17 protein-coding genes are annotated in these 16861 nt (G+C 68.8%); 6 read left to right on the forward strand and 11 right to left on the reverse strand.

All coding sequences use genetic code 11. The annotated features are described in order from the left end of the window. Window positions 1-48: 48 nt before the first annotated feature. The 5 genes from C2868_RS12450 to C2868_RS12470 form a co-directional block, all read right to left on the reverse strand. Window positions 49-1059 carry an ABC transporter substrate-binding protein gene (locus tag C2868_RS12450; protein ID WP_181003467.1) on the reverse strand — a complete coding sequence of 337 codons (1011 nt, stop codon included), beginning with the start codon at window positions 1057-1059 and terminating at the stop codon, window positions 49-51. 77 nt (window positions 1060-1136) lie between these two features. Next, window positions 1137-1940 carry an SDR family oxidoreductase gene (locus tag C2868_RS12455; RefSeq protein WP_100812448.1) on the reverse strand — a complete coding sequence of 268 codons (804 nt, stop codon included), beginning with the start codon at window positions 1938-1940 and terminating at the stop codon, window positions 1137-1139. Beyond that, on the reverse strand, window positions 1937-3034 hold the full coding sequence (locus tag C2868_RS12460; protein ID WP_100812449.1) for an NADP-dependent oxidoreductase: 1098 nt from the start codon (window positions 3032-3034) through the stop codon (window positions 1937-1939). The genes C2868_RS12455 and C2868_RS12460 overlap by 4 nt, the downstream gene beginning before the upstream one ends. Next, entirely contained in the window at window positions 3003-3896 is an 894-nt protein-coding gene (locus tag C2868_RS12465) for an N-acyl homoserine lactonase family protein (protein ID WP_100812450.1), read from the reverse strand. Before C2868_RS12465 ends, C2868_RS12460 begins: the two co-directional genes overlap by 32 nt. Window positions 3897-3950: 54 nt before the next feature. Then, window positions 3951-4607 carry a GntR family transcriptional regulator gene (locus tag C2868_RS12470; RefSeq protein WP_181003468.1) on the reverse strand — a complete coding sequence of 219 codons (657 nt, stop codon included), beginning with the start codon at window positions 4605-4607 and terminating at the stop codon, window positions 3951-3953. Window positions 4608-4779: 172 nt separating this feature from the next. On the opposite strand from C2868_RS12470, the gene C2868_RS12475 reads away from it, so the two are divergent. Both C2868_RS12475 and C2868_RS12480 read left to right on the forward strand, forming a co-directional pair. Further along, window positions 4780-5190, forward strand: coding sequence for a carboxymuconolactone decarboxylase family protein (locus tag C2868_RS12475; protein ID WP_100812452.1), 411 nt, complete (start codon window positions 4780-4782; stop codon window positions 5188-5190). Between the two features lie 28 nt (window positions 5191-5218). After that, window positions 5219-6379, forward strand: a complete 1161-nt coding sequence (locus C2868_RS12480) for a serine hydrolase (RefSeq protein WP_100812453.1) — start codon at window positions 5219-5221, stop codon at window positions 6377-6379. Between the two features lie 55 nt (window positions 6380-6434). Here the strand turns inward: C2868_RS12480 and C2868_RS12485 are convergent, their stop codons facing one another. Next, window positions 6435-8636: a cytochrome P450 gene (locus C2868_RS12485; protein ID WP_100812454.1), complete on the reverse strand. Its 2202-nt coding sequence runs from the start codon at window positions 8634-8636 to the stop codon at window positions 6435-6437. Then, complete coding sequence (locus C2868_RS12490) at window positions 8633-9367, reverse strand: SDR family NAD(P)-dependent oxidoreductase (protein WP_157814032.1); 735 nt, start codon at window positions 9365-9367, stop codon at window positions 8633-8635. Before C2868_RS12490 ends, C2868_RS12485 begins: the two co-directional genes overlap by 4 nt. 113 nt (window positions 9368-9480) lie before the next feature. Between C2868_RS12490 and C2868_RS12495 the strand changes: the two genes are divergently transcribed. Continuing rightward, on the forward strand, window positions 9481-10059 hold the full coding sequence (locus tag C2868_RS12495; RefSeq protein WP_100812456.1) for a TetR/AcrR family transcriptional regulator: 579 nt from the start codon (window positions 9481-9483) through the stop codon (window positions 10057-10059). Window positions 10060-10096: 37 nt separating this feature from the next. Here the strand turns inward: C2868_RS12495 and C2868_RS12500 are convergent, their stop codons facing one another. Next, window positions 10097-10948 carry a ribokinase gene (locus C2868_RS12500; protein ID WP_374935782.1) on the reverse strand — a complete coding sequence of 284 codons (852 nt, stop codon included), beginning with the start codon at window positions 10946-10948 and terminating at the stop codon, window positions 10097-10099. A gap of 87 nt (window positions 10949-11035) precedes the next feature. On the opposite strand from C2868_RS12500, the gene C2868_RS12505 reads away from it, so the two are divergent. Then, entirely contained in the window at window positions 11036-12040 is a 1005-nt protein-coding gene (locus C2868_RS12505) for a nucleoside hydrolase (protein WP_232711356.1), read from the forward strand. 27 nt (window positions 12041-12067) lie between these two features. On the opposite strand, the gene C2868_RS12510 is transcribed toward C2868_RS12505, so the two are convergent. Further along, complete coding sequence (locus C2868_RS12510; protein WP_232711357.1) at window positions 12068-12946, reverse strand: DMT family transporter; 879 nt, start codon at window positions 12944-12946, stop codon at window positions 12068-12070. After that, window positions 12943-14205 carry a serine hydrolase gene (locus C2868_RS12515; RefSeq protein ID WP_100812458.1) on the reverse strand — a complete coding sequence of 421 codons (1263 nt, stop codon included), beginning with the start codon at window positions 14203-14205 and terminating at the stop codon, window positions 12943-12945. Before C2868_RS12515 ends, C2868_RS12510 begins: the two co-directional genes overlap by 4 nt. A gap of 81 nt (window positions 14206-14286) precedes the next feature. Between C2868_RS12515 and C2868_RS12520 the strand changes: the two genes are divergently transcribed. Together C2868_RS12520 and C2868_RS12525 are read left to right on the forward strand one after the other, a co-directional pair. Then, window positions 14287-14595, forward strand: coding sequence for a DUF2470 domain-containing protein (locus C2868_RS12520; RefSeq protein ID WP_100812819.1), 309 nt, complete (start codon window positions 14287-14289; stop codon window positions 14593-14595). 43 nt (window positions 14596-14638) lie between these two features. Further along, a complete protein-coding gene (locus C2868_RS12525; protein WP_100812459.1) occupies window positions 14639-15295 on the forward strand; it encodes a heme oxygenase (biliverdin-producing) in 657 nt (218 codons plus the stop codon). Between the two features lie 120 nt (window positions 15296-15415). On the opposite strand, the gene C2868_RS12530 is transcribed toward C2868_RS12525, so the two are convergent. Beyond that, complete coding sequence (locus C2868_RS12530; RefSeq protein ID WP_103663415.1) at window positions 15416-16786, reverse strand: ATP-dependent RecD-like DNA helicase; 1371 nt, start codon at window positions 16784-16786, stop codon at window positions 15416-15418. Window positions 16787-16861: the final 75 nt, after the last annotated feature.

Raw genomic sequence — 16861 nt, forward strand, 5'->3', positions numbered from 1 at the left:
ACGGGGGAAATCGCCAGCCCGGGCTCGGGTGCCCGGGCCGGCGATCGGTCAGCAGTTGTCGGGCAGCGGGATCGTGATCGTGGAGATGTCGAAGTCCTTGTCGATCCAGCCCATCTCGGACATGATGTCGGGGATGATCTGTGCGGGCTCATTGGCCGCGGGGAAGATGAACTTCTTGTCGTCGGCGATCGCCTGGTCGCTGAAACCGAACTCACGGAGTGCGGCTTCGTAGGCGTCCTGGTCTTCGTTCACGGCCTGCTGACCCTTGACAACGACGGCGCACTGGAAAGCTGCGACCGTGTTCGGGTTCTCGCGTGCCCAGCGCCCATTGGCGAGCCACTGCGAGTCGGGGAACTCGGCGAACATTCCGTCACCGAGGTCGAGGAGCGTCTCGGTGCTGAGTTCGTTCTTCAGCTGCAACTGCGAGGGACCGATGACGGTGACAGCGTCCACGGTGCCCTGCTCGAGCGCGGCGGGCATCTCGTTCCAGCCGAGGCTGACGAACTCGACCTTCGAGGGATCGGCACCCTCCGCGAGCATCGCGCTGGCGATCCGGCCCTGGTGACCGCTGTTCAGTCCCACGACGGCGACCTTCTTGCCCTCGAGGTCGGCAACCGAGTCGATGCCGGCGTCGGGGCGCACCTCGACGGTCTGACCGCCGGGAACGCCGCGGATAAGCTCGCCGATGACGACCAGGTCGGCCCCCTCCATCACCGCGGGAACGGAGAAGAATCCGTTGACCTGACCGATCGGCACGTCGCCTGAGATGATCTGGGCGAGCATCGCCGGAGCGTTCTCGGCGGGCTGGAGCGTGACGTCGATCCCGTACTCCGCGGTGAACCCCTCGGAGGTTGCGAGCGAGAGCTGGGTGGTCGCCGCGTTCGGGTACCCGGCGACGGAGAACTCCTTGACCTCGGGCGCGGTCGGGTCGACAGACGCAGAGGTCGATGCAGTGGCTCCGGGGGTGGAGCCGCCGCAGGCGGACAGGGCGAGAGCACCGGCGGCCAAGACCGCGAGTGCCGTGGCCGCCCGGGCGGGACGGCGTGAATTGGTGGACATCATTGTCATGCCTCTCATCGGATGCTGGACGCGAACCGCGTTGCTATCAGATTATATGCTGTCGGGTGTCTTACAGGTCAACTCTCGATTGCGTCACGCCCGAATGCTTCCCGGATACGGCGCTGACGCTCCGCCACGCGCGGCCACTGCTCCGGGTGGGTGACCAGGATCTGCCTGTCGGCGCGAATGCCCTCGACCACGAGCTCGCCGACGTCCTCGGGCGTGCGCCAGTGGATCCCGGTAGGCGGTGCCACCGGGCGGTAGTCGCCGAACCCGCTCCCCGTCGCCGGGCGGAGCGCAGCCGACGTCTCCGCGATGTTCGTGCGGACGTTCGCCGGCACGAGCAGGCTCACCCCGACCGGTGTCCCTTCGAGCTCCGCGACGAGCGCGTCCGTCAGCGCGGCGACGGCGGCCTTCGATGCCGCGTAGGCGCCGAGACCCGCGATCGGATCGAACGCCGACATCGACGCGGTATTGACGACATGCGCGGGCGTGCCCCGCCGCAGCATTCCGGGCAGGAAGGCGTCGATCCCGTGGATCACCCCCATCAGATTCACGTCGAGGATCCAGCGCCAGTCCTTCAGCGTGGTGTCGACGATCGATGCCGCGGGGCCGACCCCGGCGTTGTTGACGAGGACGTCGACGCCACCATGCTCCTCGGTGAGTCGCGCGGCGAGCGCGCGAAGTGCATCCGGATCGGTCACGTCCAGGGCATGAACCCCGATGGGCAGCTGGTCGGCCGCTTCCTCGAGTCGGCGCGGGTCGCGGTCGACGACCTCCACCCGTAGACCTTGGGCATGAAGTGCCCGCGTGATCCCCCACCCGATACCCGAGGCACCGCCTGTGACAACGGCGACGCCTCCGGGCGTCAGCACCGTCATGAGCGCGACCCGCCGCTCGCCGCGTCGACCGCGGCGTCGAGGCGAACGAGCAGTTTCGCGTTGTTCGCTCCTCGGAAGAGCTTGCCGAGCTGATCGGGGGCCGTCCCGAGGCCATCCGTCATGTCTGCGGCGTGAACGATCACGCCCTCGCGCAGCAATCGGCGGAGGTGGGAGTAGTACTCGTCCCGCTTGTGCCAGTAGTGCGCCGCCAGGAAGCCCTCGATGCGCAGATGACGCACCAGCACCCGGAACATGTTTCGCACCCCCGGCGCATCCGGGTCGTCGTAGTCCGCCATGAGCCCGCAGACCGCGATCCGGCCGCCGGCGCGCATTGCCAGGAGGGCCGCGTCGAGTGTCGCCCCACCGACATTGTCGAAATAGACGTCCACGCCGTCTGGCGCCGCGTCGTTGATGGCGGCGGCGAGATCGGGGGTGTTCTTGTAGTCCACCACCGCGTCCGCGCCGAAACCCTGGACCATCGCGCACTTGTCCGGCCCGCCCGCGATACCGATCACCCGGCAGCCGGCAGCCTTGGCGATACCGACGGCGACGCGTCCGGTCGCCCCGGCCGCGGCCGAGATCAGCACCGTTTCGCCGGAGCGGATGCGAGCGACTTCGTGGAGCCCGACCATCGCCGCGACCCCGATGTGACTGAAGATCGTGAGGTGCGCCTCGAGCGGTTCGTCGCCGTGCAGGTCCACGAGGCGCATACGCGCGGCAGGTACGACCGCGCGCTCCTGCCACGGCACGACGCCGGCCAGCAGGTCGCCGGCCGAGATTCCCTCCGCCTGCGAGCTGATCACGCGCACGATCGCCTCGCCCATCATGGGCGCACCCACCGAGAGCCCGTGCCCCACCTTGTCGACGAGGGTGTTGACGGGTTCGAGTTTGAGCCAGTTGCGGTTGGTCGGATCGATCGAGAGATAGAGGACGTCGACGAGCACCTCACCCGTCCGCGGCTCACGGACGAGCGTGGTGCCGAGGTCGAGAACGTCGGGGGCATATTCTCCGCGAGCGGCTCTCGTGACCGTCAGGACAGCAGTGGAGGACGCAGTGGCGGCGTCAGTGCTGAGGGGGATGGGGTTGGCGGTCATGGGATCCTCCTGGTGCGACCCTCGCGGGTGTTGGTGTGGTGTGGGGCAGCGGACTCACGACGCTCGCGTGGGTGCGCAGCGGCCCCGTGAGCGGCGGGAACCGCTCGAGGACTCCCGGCTCGTGACCGGCGAGTACGACCGAGTCGCGACGCGCGCGGATACTTCCGAACGTCGCGTACGACGCTTCGAGGTTGGTCATGTGACGAAACGGCATGTCGCACTCGACCTCTTCGTCGAAGTGCGCAGCGTCGGATGCGAGGAGCACAGAACCCTCGAGCGTGGCGACCTCTACCATCAGGAGCCCGGGCGTGTGCCCAGCCCCCGGTACGAGCCGCACCCCGGGGGCGAGCTCCAGCCCCGAGGCAGTCAGGTCCAACCGCCCCTCCGCGTGGACATTCGCGAGCGCGGCGAGGTCGTCCTCGTCGATGAGGTGGCGGAACAGCAGCGGTGCGGATGCATCGCCCGCCCAGAATCCGTACTCCCGCTGCGACATGATGAAACGCGCCCGCGGGAAGGCCGCCACATGGCCCGTGTGATCCCAGTGGGCGTGCGTGATGACGATGTCGCCCGTGAACGTCGCGGGCTCGACCCCCAGCTGGCGCCAGATCTCCACCGGGTCGCACAGCACTTCTCGGCCCCTCTGCTGTGCTGCACGGGCCGAGTATCCGAGGTCGATCAGGATCGTGCGCGCGTGGTTGCGCACGACCCAGAAGTAGTAGTCGATGCGCATGGGCGCATCGACCTGACCGTAGTCGTCGTAGTTCAGGTACAGCTGCGATCGGCTGCTTTCGCGGGTTCCATGGCGGACGATGATGACCTCGTAGACATCATCACGGCGCGCCACCGTCGGCTCGGGTTCCACTCCTCCACGATAGCCGAAGCTGTCTGCTAGCTGAATGGTCGGGGCGGTCGCCGGTCAGATCGCCGGGCGCGAGCGCGCCATCGCTTCACCGGCGCGCCGGACGTGCTCGACCGCCGCCTGCCGGGCACCCTCGGCGTCAGCCGTCGAGATGCGCTCGAAGATCTGCTCGAACTCGTCGAGGGATGCCGCCGCGCGGCCGGGCACGGCGAGCGTCGTGGCACGCAACTGAGCGATGCGCACCTGCATTCCCTGCACAGTCCGCTCGAGGAAGGGATTTCCCGAGCCTTCGAAGAGGACGCGGTAGAAGTCGGCCTGCGCGTCGAGGATCTGCTTGCTCGACTTCTCCCCGCGTATCGCTGTTGCCAGCTCGCGAAGGGCTGACCGAAGCGCGTCGCTCTGCTCGGCCGTGGCACGCTCCGTGAACAGTCGCGCAGCCAGTCCTTCGAGCTCAGCGCGCACCTCGTACACCTGCGCTGCTTCTTCCGCCGAGATGACGCGCACGATCGTCCCGCGGCCGTTCTGCGACTCGACCAGGCCCTCCGCCTCCAACTGACGCAGAGCCTCGCGAACGGACGGGCGACTCGCCTGCGTCAGCTCGCAGAGGTTCCTCTCCACGAGGAGCTGACCGGGTGCGAATTCGAGGCTGACTATCGCGGAGCGCAGAATTCCGGCGATCTGGTCACGGATCGGCGGGTGGCGAGTGACGGCCATGTTGGACATTCGGGCTCTCTTCCCTCGAACCGAGATGCCTGAAGGCTATCAAGCTCCGGGACTCTCGTCAGACAGCCTGTCACCTTACGGGACTTCGATTGCGAATATTTTTGTAAGACAGCATGATAGCTATCGGACCGTCGACCAGGGCGGCCCTGATCGAGGAGCCACAATGACGAGCACCGACACCCACGCCCAGACCTACGAATCCGGCCTCGGCATCCGACGCGAGGTGATCGGTGCCGACTACGTCGAACGCTCCTTGGCCTCGGCGACCGACTTCACCCGTCCGATCCAGGAACTCGTGACCGAATACTGCTGGGGAACGGTCTGGTCGCGCGAGGGCCTTGGCCGACGGGAGCGGTCCATGATCAATCTGGCGATGCTCACCGCGCTCAATCGCGGACACGAATTCGCCGTCCACGTGCGCGGTGCCCTCCGCAACGGCGTGAGCGTGGACGAAATCCGTGAGGTCTTGATGCAGACGGCGATCTACGTCGGGGTACCCGCGGCGCTCGAATCGTTCCGCATCGCGGCCGAAGCGATCACGGCGTACGAGGCCGAGACCGCCGCCGACTCCTAGAAGCCCCAGAATCGATCAGGTGCACCACATGATGACTCACCCCCTCCCCGACGTGGACGCGACCCGCCTCGAGGCCATCACCGCCGCCGTACGAGCCGACATCGAATCGGGGCTCTACTACGGAGCCTCCATCAAGGTGGCGCGGCATGGATCGCTCGTGCTCGACATCACCGAGGGCTCGTCGGATGAGCGGGGCACACGGCCTATCGCAGAAGATTCCGTCTTCAGCATCTTCTCCATCACCAAGGCGTTCGTGAACGTTCTCGTGCTGCGCTGGGTCGAGCTCGGGCGTCTCGCGCTGACCACCAAGATGGTCGACGTCATCCCCGAGTTCGCGGGTGAGCCGCGCGAACGCGCCACGATCTTCCATTTCCTGACACACACGACGGGTATGCCGGGTGTGTGGGAACCCGCGCCCGACCTCCTGCTGGACGTGCTGGAAGAGACGGTCGGTCATGTGGTCCGCCTCGTCCACGGGGTCGTCGAGCCCGGCACGCGGTGCGACTACTCGCCGATGGCCAACCACGCGCTCCTCGCAGCCGCCCTCGTGCGGACGGACCCCGCCGGGCGGGACATCGCGACCATCATGCGCGAGGAGCTCTTCGATCCCCTCGGAATGAGCGACACCGCTCTCGGAATCAAGTCCTGGATGCGCGAACGCCACATCGAGCCCGAGATGCGCGGAGTCGTGCCGATCCGCTCACTGTCGCGCACCACTCCCGGGGACTTCGGACTCCACCTGGCCGAATCGAACGAGTCCGCCTGGGCGGGGGGCGCGTCGACTGCGGCCGACCTGCTGCTTTTCGCCGAGATGCTCCGCCGCGAGGGCGCCGCCCCCGGCGGATCGATCATCTCGCCCACGACAATGCGGCGCGCGCGCACGAACTGGACCGGCGACATGCCGAACGAGCTGTATCGAGTCGTCGCGCTCCGCGCAGGCTACGAGGTGCCGCCCGCCTACCTCGGGCTCGGGTTCAACGTCCGCGGCGACCGCATGGTCAACACGCAGCTGGGGACACTCACGTCGCCGCAGACGTTCGGCAACTACGGCGCGGGCAGTGCCCTGTACTGGGTCGACCCCGAGCTCGACGTGACGTTCGTCGGTCTCACCGCGGGCCTCCTTCCACAGGCAGCGAACATCGCCCGCTTCCAGCGACTTTCCGACATGGTCGTCGGCGCGATGCGCTGACGACCACCGAACGCACGGACGACGGCCCGCCACACATCGTGGCGGGCCGTCGTCGTCATGCGTCGATCGCGACCTCGGCCGACTGGGCGCGCGATACGCAGAGCATCATCGACTCGTTCGCGCGACGCTCGGCCGGGGTCAGGATCGCGTCTCGGTGATCGACCGCCCCGGCGACGACGCGTGCCTCGCACGACCCGCACGTGCCCTCGCGGCACGAATAGGGCCACGACACCCCGGCCCCGAGAACCGCGTCGAGAGCCGACACCTCGGCGGGCACGTCGATCTCCTCGCCCGACGCGGCGAGGATGAGCCGGAACGGCCGTCGGGGCGCATCCAGGGCCGCGCGGTCCGGTTCGAAGCGTTCGAAATGGATCGCGTCATCGGGCCAGGACGAATCGCCGATCGCCGCCAGCAGGCCGGCCGGCCCGCACGCGTACAGCAGGCTGCCCGCTCGATGAGTGCCCACGATGTCGTGGATGAGCGGACGGCCCGTCTCGCCCGTGTTCACGAGGGTCAGGCGTTCAGTCGGCAGGTCGGCCAGCTCGTTCCGGAAGGCATGACCCTCGGACGACCGGGCGAGGTAGACGAGGGTCCAGTCGATGCCGCGAGCCTGCGCCTCCCGGACCATCGGCAGGATGGCGGTGATGCCGATCCCCCCGGCGACGAACCGATAGGCCGTCGCCGGTGCCAGGCCGAAGGTGTTGCGAGGGCCACGGAGCTGCACAGCGTCGCCCACGCGCAACCGCTCGTGCACGTACAGGGAACCACCGGATCCGGTCGACTCGCGCAGCACGGCGACGCGGTAGACCGTACGATCCTCCGTGGGGCCGCACAGGGAGTACTGACGCGCCCCGACCTCGGGCAGGAGCAGGTCGACATGGGCGCCAGCCGACCACACCGGCAGGTCGCCGCCGTCCGCCGCACGCATCCGGAGCGAGAGGATGTCCGCACCGACCGGCTCGATCCCGTCGACGACGCAGTCGATGACCTGCTCTCCCGGCCGGAGCGCAGCGGTGCCGTCGGCCGGAGCCTCCGGCCGCTCTTCCGAGGTCTGCAAGACCGATCGCCCGACTCGCCGCGCGGGTCCGAGATCCACCACGAGCTCCGTCGTCTCGCTGACGGCGTTGGTACTGCGCCGTTTCCACCCACCCGTGAGCTCGAGGTCGGGATAGCGCTCCGCAACGGCGTCGAGAGCCTCTTCGATCTCCATCCGAGCGAGGTTCTGCCCGAGGCAGTTGTAGGGGCCGGCGCCGAACATGAGCGGTCGCGTCGCCGGACGATCCCACCGATAGACGTCCGGCTCGTCGAAGAACTCCGGATCCCGTTGACCCGCTCGCGCGGAGACGAAGACCCACGAGCCCTCCGGGATGACCACGTCGTCGATCCGGACGTCCGTCGACGCCAGGCGGAAGATGGTGCCGAAACGCGGGTGGAGGCGGATCGCCTCTTCGATGGCCGCGCCGCGCATTGATCGGTCGCCGACGAGCCGCCGCCACCTCTCGGGCTCTGTCAGCAGGAGCCCGAACGTGTTGCCCATCTGGTGCGCGGTGTTGTCGACGCTCGCTTGGAGCAGCGCGAACGACTGGGCGACCAGCTGCTCCTCCGTCATCAGACCGTCCTGTTGCTGCCGGATCATCACGGAGGTGAAGTCGTCGCCGAGGTCCGCGCGCCGCGCGTCCAGGTGCGTCCGCACGATGTCGACCGATTCGAGGATCGCCGCTTCGGCCTCCTCCCTGCGGCGCGTGTCCACGTTCAACAGCGTGCCGAGCACCGAATCCGCGATCCGGATGACCGTGCCCGACTCGGAGTGCGGGATCGAGACCAGCTCGCAGTAGGTGCGCGCCGGGATCTCCCAACACAGCCGCATCAGGTCCCAGTGCGTCGGATCCGTCACGGAGTCCAGAACCGACTCGGCGACCTCGCGAATGGCGGCACGCAACCGCGCGACCTGGCTGGGTCGGAACAGGGCGCCCATCGAGGCACGCATCTGTCTGCGCTCCTCGCCCTCCTTGTTGGTGATGCCCATGTCCATGTAGCGCCGCGCCTCGCCCGAGATGCCGAGCTGATCGAGGCGGTACTGGAACGACGGGCCCTTGAGCAGATCGGGATGCTCGAGCACCTGCATCCCCTGGTCGTAACCGAACACCTCAATTCCGCGATCGCTCCTCGCGGCCCATCCGCGTGCGGCGTTCGCGCGGAGGTCATCGACATCGGTGAGGTCGCCGAACACCTCGGGCAGTGCGTCGAGCGCGCTCACAGCCCACCGTCCACCGCGAGTAGATGTCCGGTCACGAATCGCGCATCGGGCGATACGAGATAGGCCACCGCAGCGGCGATGTCGACGGGCTCGGCGAGTCGCCCGAGCGCACTCATCTTCCGTCGGATCTCGTACCCCTCGTCGTCCACGACCTGCCGGGCTCCGGGCGTCGGCACCGCACCGGGTATGACCCCGTTGACCCGGATGCCATCGGCACCGAGCTCGCGCGCGGCCTGCCATGTGAAGCTCGACACCGCGCCCTTGATGGCCGAATAGGCGCTGCTTCCCGGCATGCCGCGCGTGGCGGCGGGAGACGACATGTTGACCACGACCCCCTCACCGCGCCGCGCCATGATGGGTCGCGCACCCTGGATCGTCCAGAAGGCGGCCTTCAGACCGATGGCGAACATGCCGTCGAGCGATTCCTCGGTCATCTCGGCGATCGGAGCGTAGTGGACCCACATCGCGTTGTTCACGACGGCGTCGACCCGCCCCAGCCGTTCGTCCAGACCGGCGAAGAACGCGAGAACCGCCGCACGGTCGGTGACATCGAGCACGACGGCCTCCGCCCCGCCCGGACGCGTCCGGCTCACGAAGGACTCGATGCCCTCCGGTTGGCGGTCTACGGCGACGACGTACCATCCGTCAGCGGAGAGTCGTTCTGCGATGGCCTCACCGATTCCACGTCCGGCCCCCGTGACGACGGCGACCGGGTCCTCGTGCTCGCTCATCTTGTCGTTCCCTTCGGCTCGCCGCCGAGCGGCTTTATTGAGTGTCACCCTCATAATAGATTCTGTGACCCTCGCCCGCCAGCCCCCGCAATTGCCCGACGTATGCTGAGCGCATGAGCGGCCGGGCAGTCACGCGTGGCAGACCACGAGCAGGAGACCCCACACAGATCAGCAGGATCGCGCTCGCCCACATCGGCCGGGACGGGTGGGCCGAGACGACCATGGCTGCGATCGCCGAACGATCCGGAATCAGCGAGCCGACCCTCTTCCGGTACTTCCCCACGAAGGCGGACGTCCTGTGGCACGGGATGGACGAGAGCGCCCAGGTCTTTCGCGACCGGTTCGACCAGCGCGACAGCAGGATTGCACTCCCCCTCGCCGTCGTCGACGCGTATCGCGAGATGCTGCTCTCCGACTCGGAGCGCCTGTCGCTCATCAAGGTTCGCGCGGCGATCATCGCGGCCGATCCCGCCGCCGCTGAGGCCTCGTGGCGCAAGTTCGAGGAGTGGCGATCGCTCGTGACGGATCTCCTCTCCCAAGCGGGAGAGGGGTCAGCGCTCGAGGTGCGGATCCGTGGCGCCATGATCTGGGCGGCCCTGTGGTCGGCGCTGACCGCCTGGTCTCTCACCGACGATGCGGACCCTTCGGCACAGGTCGCCACCGCGCGGCGGCTGCTGACCACCCTCCCCTGACGCGAGCCACATTCGGGCGGCGGGCTCGGCGTGCCGGTCAGGCGGGCGCGGAAGCGTACTCCGCGAGAGGCCGCAGCGGCGGACGAGCGGACGGATGCCTCACCGCGTCGGCCCCGACCGCACACGCGGCCGTCAGCGCAACCTCGTCATCCCACCCGGCGTGCAGCGCCAGCGTGAGGGCCGCGCAGAACGCGTCCCCCGCGCCGACGGAGCTGACGACGTCGACGCGCGGTGAAGGAACCCGCGCCGCCTCGACCCCGTCGCGCCGCAGCGCGGCGCCATCCGCGCCATACGTGACCGCGACCGTGCGGGCCGCGGCGAGCTGCGGCAGCAGCGCGTACTCGGACTCGTTCACGATGATGAGGTCGGCCCGCTCCACGACCGCATCGGGCAGGGGTGTCGCGGGGGCCGCGTTGACCGCGAAGAAACCGGGCACCGATACGGCGAGCGCCGACACGATCTCGAGCGGGATCTCGAGCTGCACCAGCACCGCCTCGCCGGGCTCGAACGAGACCCCCAGCAGCGAAACGTCCGCGTTCGCACCCTGGCAGACCGCTATCTGATTCTCGCCGTGCGCATCGACCGTGATGAGCGCGGTGCCGGTCGGTTCGTCCCCGAGCCAGACACCACTGACGTCGACGCCCGAGTCGGCGAGCCCCTCGAGCATCCAGCGTCCGTCGCTGTCATCGCCGACGCATCCGATCATGCGGACCCTCGCGCCCAGCCGGGCGGCCGCCGCGGCCTGATTCGCGCCCTTGCCTCCGGGCTCGCGGGTGAGCGTGCCGCCGAGCACGGTTTCGCCCGGACCGGGCAGGCGCGGCACACTCGCGGTCAGGTCGACATTCATGCTGCCGACGACGACAAGGGGCGGAAGTGGGGGCAGAGCCATACCCGCCATTCCATCACCCCGCGCGGCTCGCATCGCCCGTTCCCCGGCCGCGTTTTGCTGACGCCTCCCTCCGCGGGGTATAACGCAGTGAGCCCTCGGCACCGCAAGGAGATCATCATCGCCGCAACCCCGCGCCCGCTATACCTGGACTGCGACCCGGGCGTCGATGACGCCGTCGCCCTGGGATACCTGCTCGCCTCCCCCGCGGTCAGGCTCGTGGGGATCGGCACCGTGAGCGGCAACCTGGCCTCGGCCCCGGCCGCCCGCAACACGCTCGACCTGCTCGATCTCGCGGGCCGGCCGGATGTGCCCGTCGCGATCGGCGCCCACGACCACCTGAGCCACGGCTTCGGCGGCGGCGCCCCGCACGTGCACGGCGACAACGGAATCGGGGATGTCGAGCTGCCGCGCAGCGCCCGCGAGCCGCGCGAGGGACACGCCGTCGACCTACTGCTCGAACTGTCGCACGAGTATGCGGGCGATCTCGAGATCGTCGCGATCGGCCCCCTCACGAACCTCGCGCTGGCCCTGCGGGCCGACCCGACCCTGACCGAACGCATCCGATCCGTGACGATCATGGGTGGCGCGGGGGTCGCGGCGGGCAACATCACCGCTGTCGCCGAGGCCAACATCGCCAATGACCCCGAGGCTGCGGCCGCGGTGCTGGCCGCGGACTGGGACCTCACCCTGGTCCCGCTCGACGTGACGATGGAGCACACCCTCGAAGAGGCCGACCGCGAAGCCCTGCTGGCAGCCAGTGCACCGCTTCCACGGGCACTCGGCCACATCCTCGACCACTACTTCGACTTCTACGAGCCCACCTACGGGCGACGGATGTGCGCCCTGCACGACCCGCTCGCTGCCGCCCTCGCGGTGGGTGATGTGACGGCGACGCGCGCACCGCTCGTGCCGATCACGGTCGACACGAGCGACGGTCCGGGGCGCGGACAGACGATCGCCGACCTGCGCAATCAGCGCCTGGGCGACCTGCACCATCACGGTCACCGCACGCGTTTCGTGCGCGAGATCGACCGGCCGCTGGGACCGCATCTGGTCGAGGTCCTGACGGGCATGGCGACTCCCCCGGCCTGACCGCCGCGCCGGACCCGCACACGCACCTCACCCGACCGGCTGCGCCGCCGCACCCGCCGCGCGACCGCTCGCACGCACCGCGCCGATGCTCGCCACGATCACGAGCGCGATACCCGTCAGCTCGACGAGCGTCAGGAACTGCCCGAGCAGGATCCACCCGGCGAGCGTCGCGGTGGCCGGTGCCAGACTCATCAGAACGGCGAACCCGGATGCCGGCAACCTTCGCAATGCGGTCAGCTCGAGCGCATACGGAATCGCCGACGACAGCACCGCGACAGCGGCGCCGAGGCCCAGGGTCACCGGGTTCAGCAGCGCGGCACCGGCATCCGCGATTCCGAGCGGAAGTGCGACGGCCGCGCCGATGGCCATCGCGATCGCCAGCCCGTCGAGTTGCGAGAACTCTCGTCCGACCCGCGCAGACGAGAGGATGTACGCCGCCCAGCACGCGGCCGCGGCGAGCGCGAACAGCACTCCCACCAGATCGAGGTCGTCCCATCCGCCACCCGCCAGCAGCACGACGCCCGCGAACGCCAGCACGGCCCAGAGCCAGGCGGACAGACGACGCGCCACGATGACCGACAGGGTCAGCGGACCGAGCACCTCGATCGTCACGGTGACCCCGAGCGGGAGCCGCTCGAGCGCCAGGTAGAAGAACCCGTTCATCAGCGCGAGCACCAGCCCGAACACCACGACGGCTCGCCAGGCACCAGCGCTGCGTCCGCGGACGGTCGGCCGCGCGATCACCCACAAGAGCAGGGCCGAGAACACCAGTCGCAGCATCACCATGCCGAGTGGGCCCGTCGCCGGGAACAACAACACGGCGAGCGAAGCGCCGACCTCTTGGCAGACCAGCCCGCCGATGACGAGCGCCACGGCCCCGGAGCGGCCGGGGGGCGCTGGGGTCACCGGCAGATGTTCGTCTGGTTGATCGCGTCGTGGTACTGCTGCGCGGTCCACGGCAACCCGAACTCGGGTGCCGTCGCGCCGGAAGCGGCCGGGGCCTTCGATGCGATCGCGGCGAGCTCGAACGCGAGGTCACCGATCACCTGTGCGGAGGCGGTCGAATTGTTCAGCACGACGACGACGGTCATTCCCGTCGCGGGATCCGCGAACGCCGCCGTCAGGTAACCGGGCATCCCGCCGTACTGGCCGATCAGCGAACCCGCCTGGAGTGCTCCGCCCGTCGCGGTGAACCACGCCGGCGCACCCGCGAAGACGGGCAGCGGCGCAGACCAGCGACCCTCGCCCGACTTCGGGGCGAGGGCTCCGACGGCCGTGGCCTGCACGTAGCGCCCGAGGTCGGTCACGGTCGAAACGACACCCGAATCCGTGAAGCCCACGGATGCCGAGACGGTCGACACATCCACCGGGGCGTCACACGCGAGCGATCCGTCGGCGTTCGACAGGATGCGATACCCGCGCAGGGGGTCGGTTCCGGGCAGCGCCGGGCGGACGCCCGGGAGCGTGGTGTCGTCGAGAGCGAGGGGCCGGAAGACGTAGCGGTCGAACAGCGCGGCGGCCGTCTCACCCGACGCGCGCTCCAGCGCAAGACCGAGCAGCACGTACCCGGAATCCGACTCGCGGTACTCGGTGCCGACCGCGGAACGCGGCTGACCGATGCCGAACGAGGCGATCTCGAGCGGATGCCACACCCGCTGCGGATTCGTGATCCACGACTCGCCGACGATGGGTTGGTACGCGCCGATACCGCCCGTGCCGTTGCACAGGTCCAGCAGGGTCACGGCCTCGAGGGACGGCACTCCCTGTACGTGGTCGACGATCGAATCGTCGAGTTCGACCAGCCCGTCATCGACCATGCCGTAGAGCACGTCGCACGTCATCATGCGGGTCACGTCGCCGGCGCGGAAGGTCATGTCGGACGTCAGCGCGGATCCCGTCGCATCCGTCCCGATCGCCGAAACCCAGCTGCCGCTCCACGGTGACCACACACCGGCGATGGCACCGGTGGACGCGGTCGCCGCCATCGCGCTGCGCACGGCTTCGTCGAGCTGGGTCGTCACATCGTCCGGAAGCGCGGCCTCCGCCTGTGTCGGCAGCTCGACGTCCCGCGGCCCGTCGGCGGCACATCCCGCGGCGACCAGCGTCACGGCCAACAGTGCGGCTGCCGCTCCGAGCGCACGTCGGCGCATCGATCGTGCGGCCATGCTCACCTCCGGCGTCGTCTTCAGAAGTTTATGGGTTCGATGTCACGGTTCCATCACGCCCGGCCGTCCTAAGCTGTGCAGATGCCGCATGCTTTCGACGCCGACACCGTTACGGCGGTGCTCCGCCACATGAACAGCGACCACACGGACGACAACCTGCTGATCGCCCGTGCGTTCGGTCACCCGTCCGCGGTCGGGTCGGTCATGATCGGGTTCGACGGAGACGGTGCCGACTGGGACGTGACGGATGCCGCGGGCACCTCTTCCCCCTTGCGTGTGCCCTGGCCGGGCGCTCCGATCAGCGAACGGTCCGAGGTGCGCCGCGAGGTCGTCGCCCTGTACGACGCGGCCTGCGCCGAGCTCGGAGTCGATCCCCGCCCGCACGCCTGAAAATCACTTAGGGCATCCTAAGTCGGACCGCTATGCTGTCTGCATGTCGAACGTCATCCCGTTCTCAACCCTGCTCCGTCAGCGCTCGAGCGGAGCCCACTCGGCGAGCGAGGGCGAGGGCTTCATGTCCGGCCTGCTCAAGGGCGAGGGCACGCGAGATGACTACGTCTCGCTCGTCACCCAGCACTACTTCATCTACCGGGCTCTCGAGGCCGCCGCGGATCGGATGTCGACGGACCCGGTGGCGGCACCCTTCATCACCGACCGGCTGACGCGCCTGCCCGCCCTCGAGGCCGATCTGGAGTTTCTGATCGGACCCGACTGGGCCGACAGCATCCGCCCCCTCCCCACGACCGAGCGATACGTGGCGCGTATCGAGGAGGTCGGATCGACCTGGCCCGGCGGCTTCATCGCGCACCACTACACCCGCTACCTCGGCGACCTCTCGGGCGGCCTCTTCATCGGGCGCGTCATGCAGCGGCGCTTCGGCTTCGAGACCAACGGCGTCGGCTTCTATGTCTTCGACGACATCGCGGACCCGCGGGCCTTCAAAGACGTCTACCGCGAGCAGCTGGATGCCGTGCCGTGGGACGACGACGAACGCGAGCGGGTCGTCGACGAGGTGCTGCGGGCATATCAGTTCAACACCGAACTGTTCCAGGACCTCGAGCGTGCGCGCACCGAGGCATCCGTCGCCTGAGGCATCCGTCGCCTGAGGCATCCGTCGCCTGAGGCATCCGTCGCCTGAGGAAGCCGTCGCCTGAGGAAGCCATCGCCTGAGGAAGCCGTCGCCTGAGGAAGCCCCGGATCGAGGGATACCTCAGCGTCGAACCGACCGCATGAAGCGCTCGACGTCGGGATCGACGCGGATGTCGCTCGGCCGGAGCGGCCGCGACAGATAGAGCCCCTCGAGCGACGTCAGCCGACTGAGCGCGACATAGGTCTGTCCCGGGGCGAACGCACCCTGGCCCAGGTCGATCACGGCCCGGTCGTACGTCTTGCCCTGCGACTTGTGGATCGTGACGGCCCAAGCCAGGCGCAGGGGGAACTGGTGGAACTCGGCGACGATCTCGCGTGAGATGCGCTTGGTCAGCGGCGAGTAGCTGTAGCGGTACTTCTCCCACACCGCGGGTTCGACGTCGTGCTCGCGGCCGTCGACGTCGACCCGCACCGTTCCGCCCGTGATCCGCGTCACCGTGCCGATCGTGCCGTTCACCCAGCGAGGAGCCTCGCCGAACGACGCGGTGTCGTTGCGCAGGAACATGACCTGCGCACCCACCTTGATCTGCAGTTCGACATCGGCCGGGTACGCGCCCTCGCCCCGACCGAAATCGCCGGTGATCTCGGCCATCGCGGTCTGGGACCGGCCGGGGAGCGCCTCGAGGTGCTTGCGATTGATGGCCGCCACGCGATCGTTCCGCGTCGCGAGCGTGATCGTGGGGGCTTCGGATGCCTCGGGCGCCGGCGGCGTGCGTGCGCCCACGTCGTTGAGCACACCGGCGATATCTGCCGTCACGCGCCCGTAGCGCACCGCATTCAGCATCGCCTTGAACGCGGCGTCGGACTGGCGGTGGATGTCGACGAGCTCGTGCACACCCAGTTCTGCGCCGTAGCGACCGAGGTCGCCGAATCCCGCGAGCGCCGTCCCCGCCCCTGCCCCGGCATCCGCGCCGGCCCAGACGTGAGCGTCGAAGAACCAGAACGAGCGGTAATGGTCGCGGATGTAGGCGAGCTCATCGCCCCGGGGCGGCACGGGGGCGAGCTGGTACGGGTCGCCGAACATCACGACCTGCACGCCCCCGAATGGCTCGGCGCGCCGGGCGCGGGCCTGCCGCAGCGAGCGGTCGATCCCATCCATGACATCCGCGTTGACCATCGAGATCTCGTCGATCACGAGGGTGTCGATCGCGCCCAGGATCTTGCGCGTGGCCTCGGGCTGGTCGAGATCCTGATCGGCGATCAACCCGATCGGAAGCCGGAAAAGCGAGTGGATCGTCTGGCCCTCGACGTTCAGCGCCGCAACCCCGGTGGGGGCGCAGACGGCGATCTGCTTCGCCGTGTTCGCCGCGAAGTGCTGCAGCAGGGTGGATTTCCCGGTGCCCGCCCTGCCGGTGACGAAGACGTGGTCGTTCGTGTCCTCGATGCGCCGAAACAGCGCCTCCTGTTCCGAGGACAGGGGCGGCGTGGTCACTGCATCATGCTATTCCGACCGCGGCGCTCCCCCGCCCGCCCCGACCGGAGTCGGTGAGACCGCCGCATAAACTGG

The organism is Microbacterium sp. CJ77 (genome assembly GCF_002911615.1).
Lineage (GTDB): Bacteria > Actinomycetota > Actinomycetes > Actinomycetales > Microbacteriaceae > Microbacterium.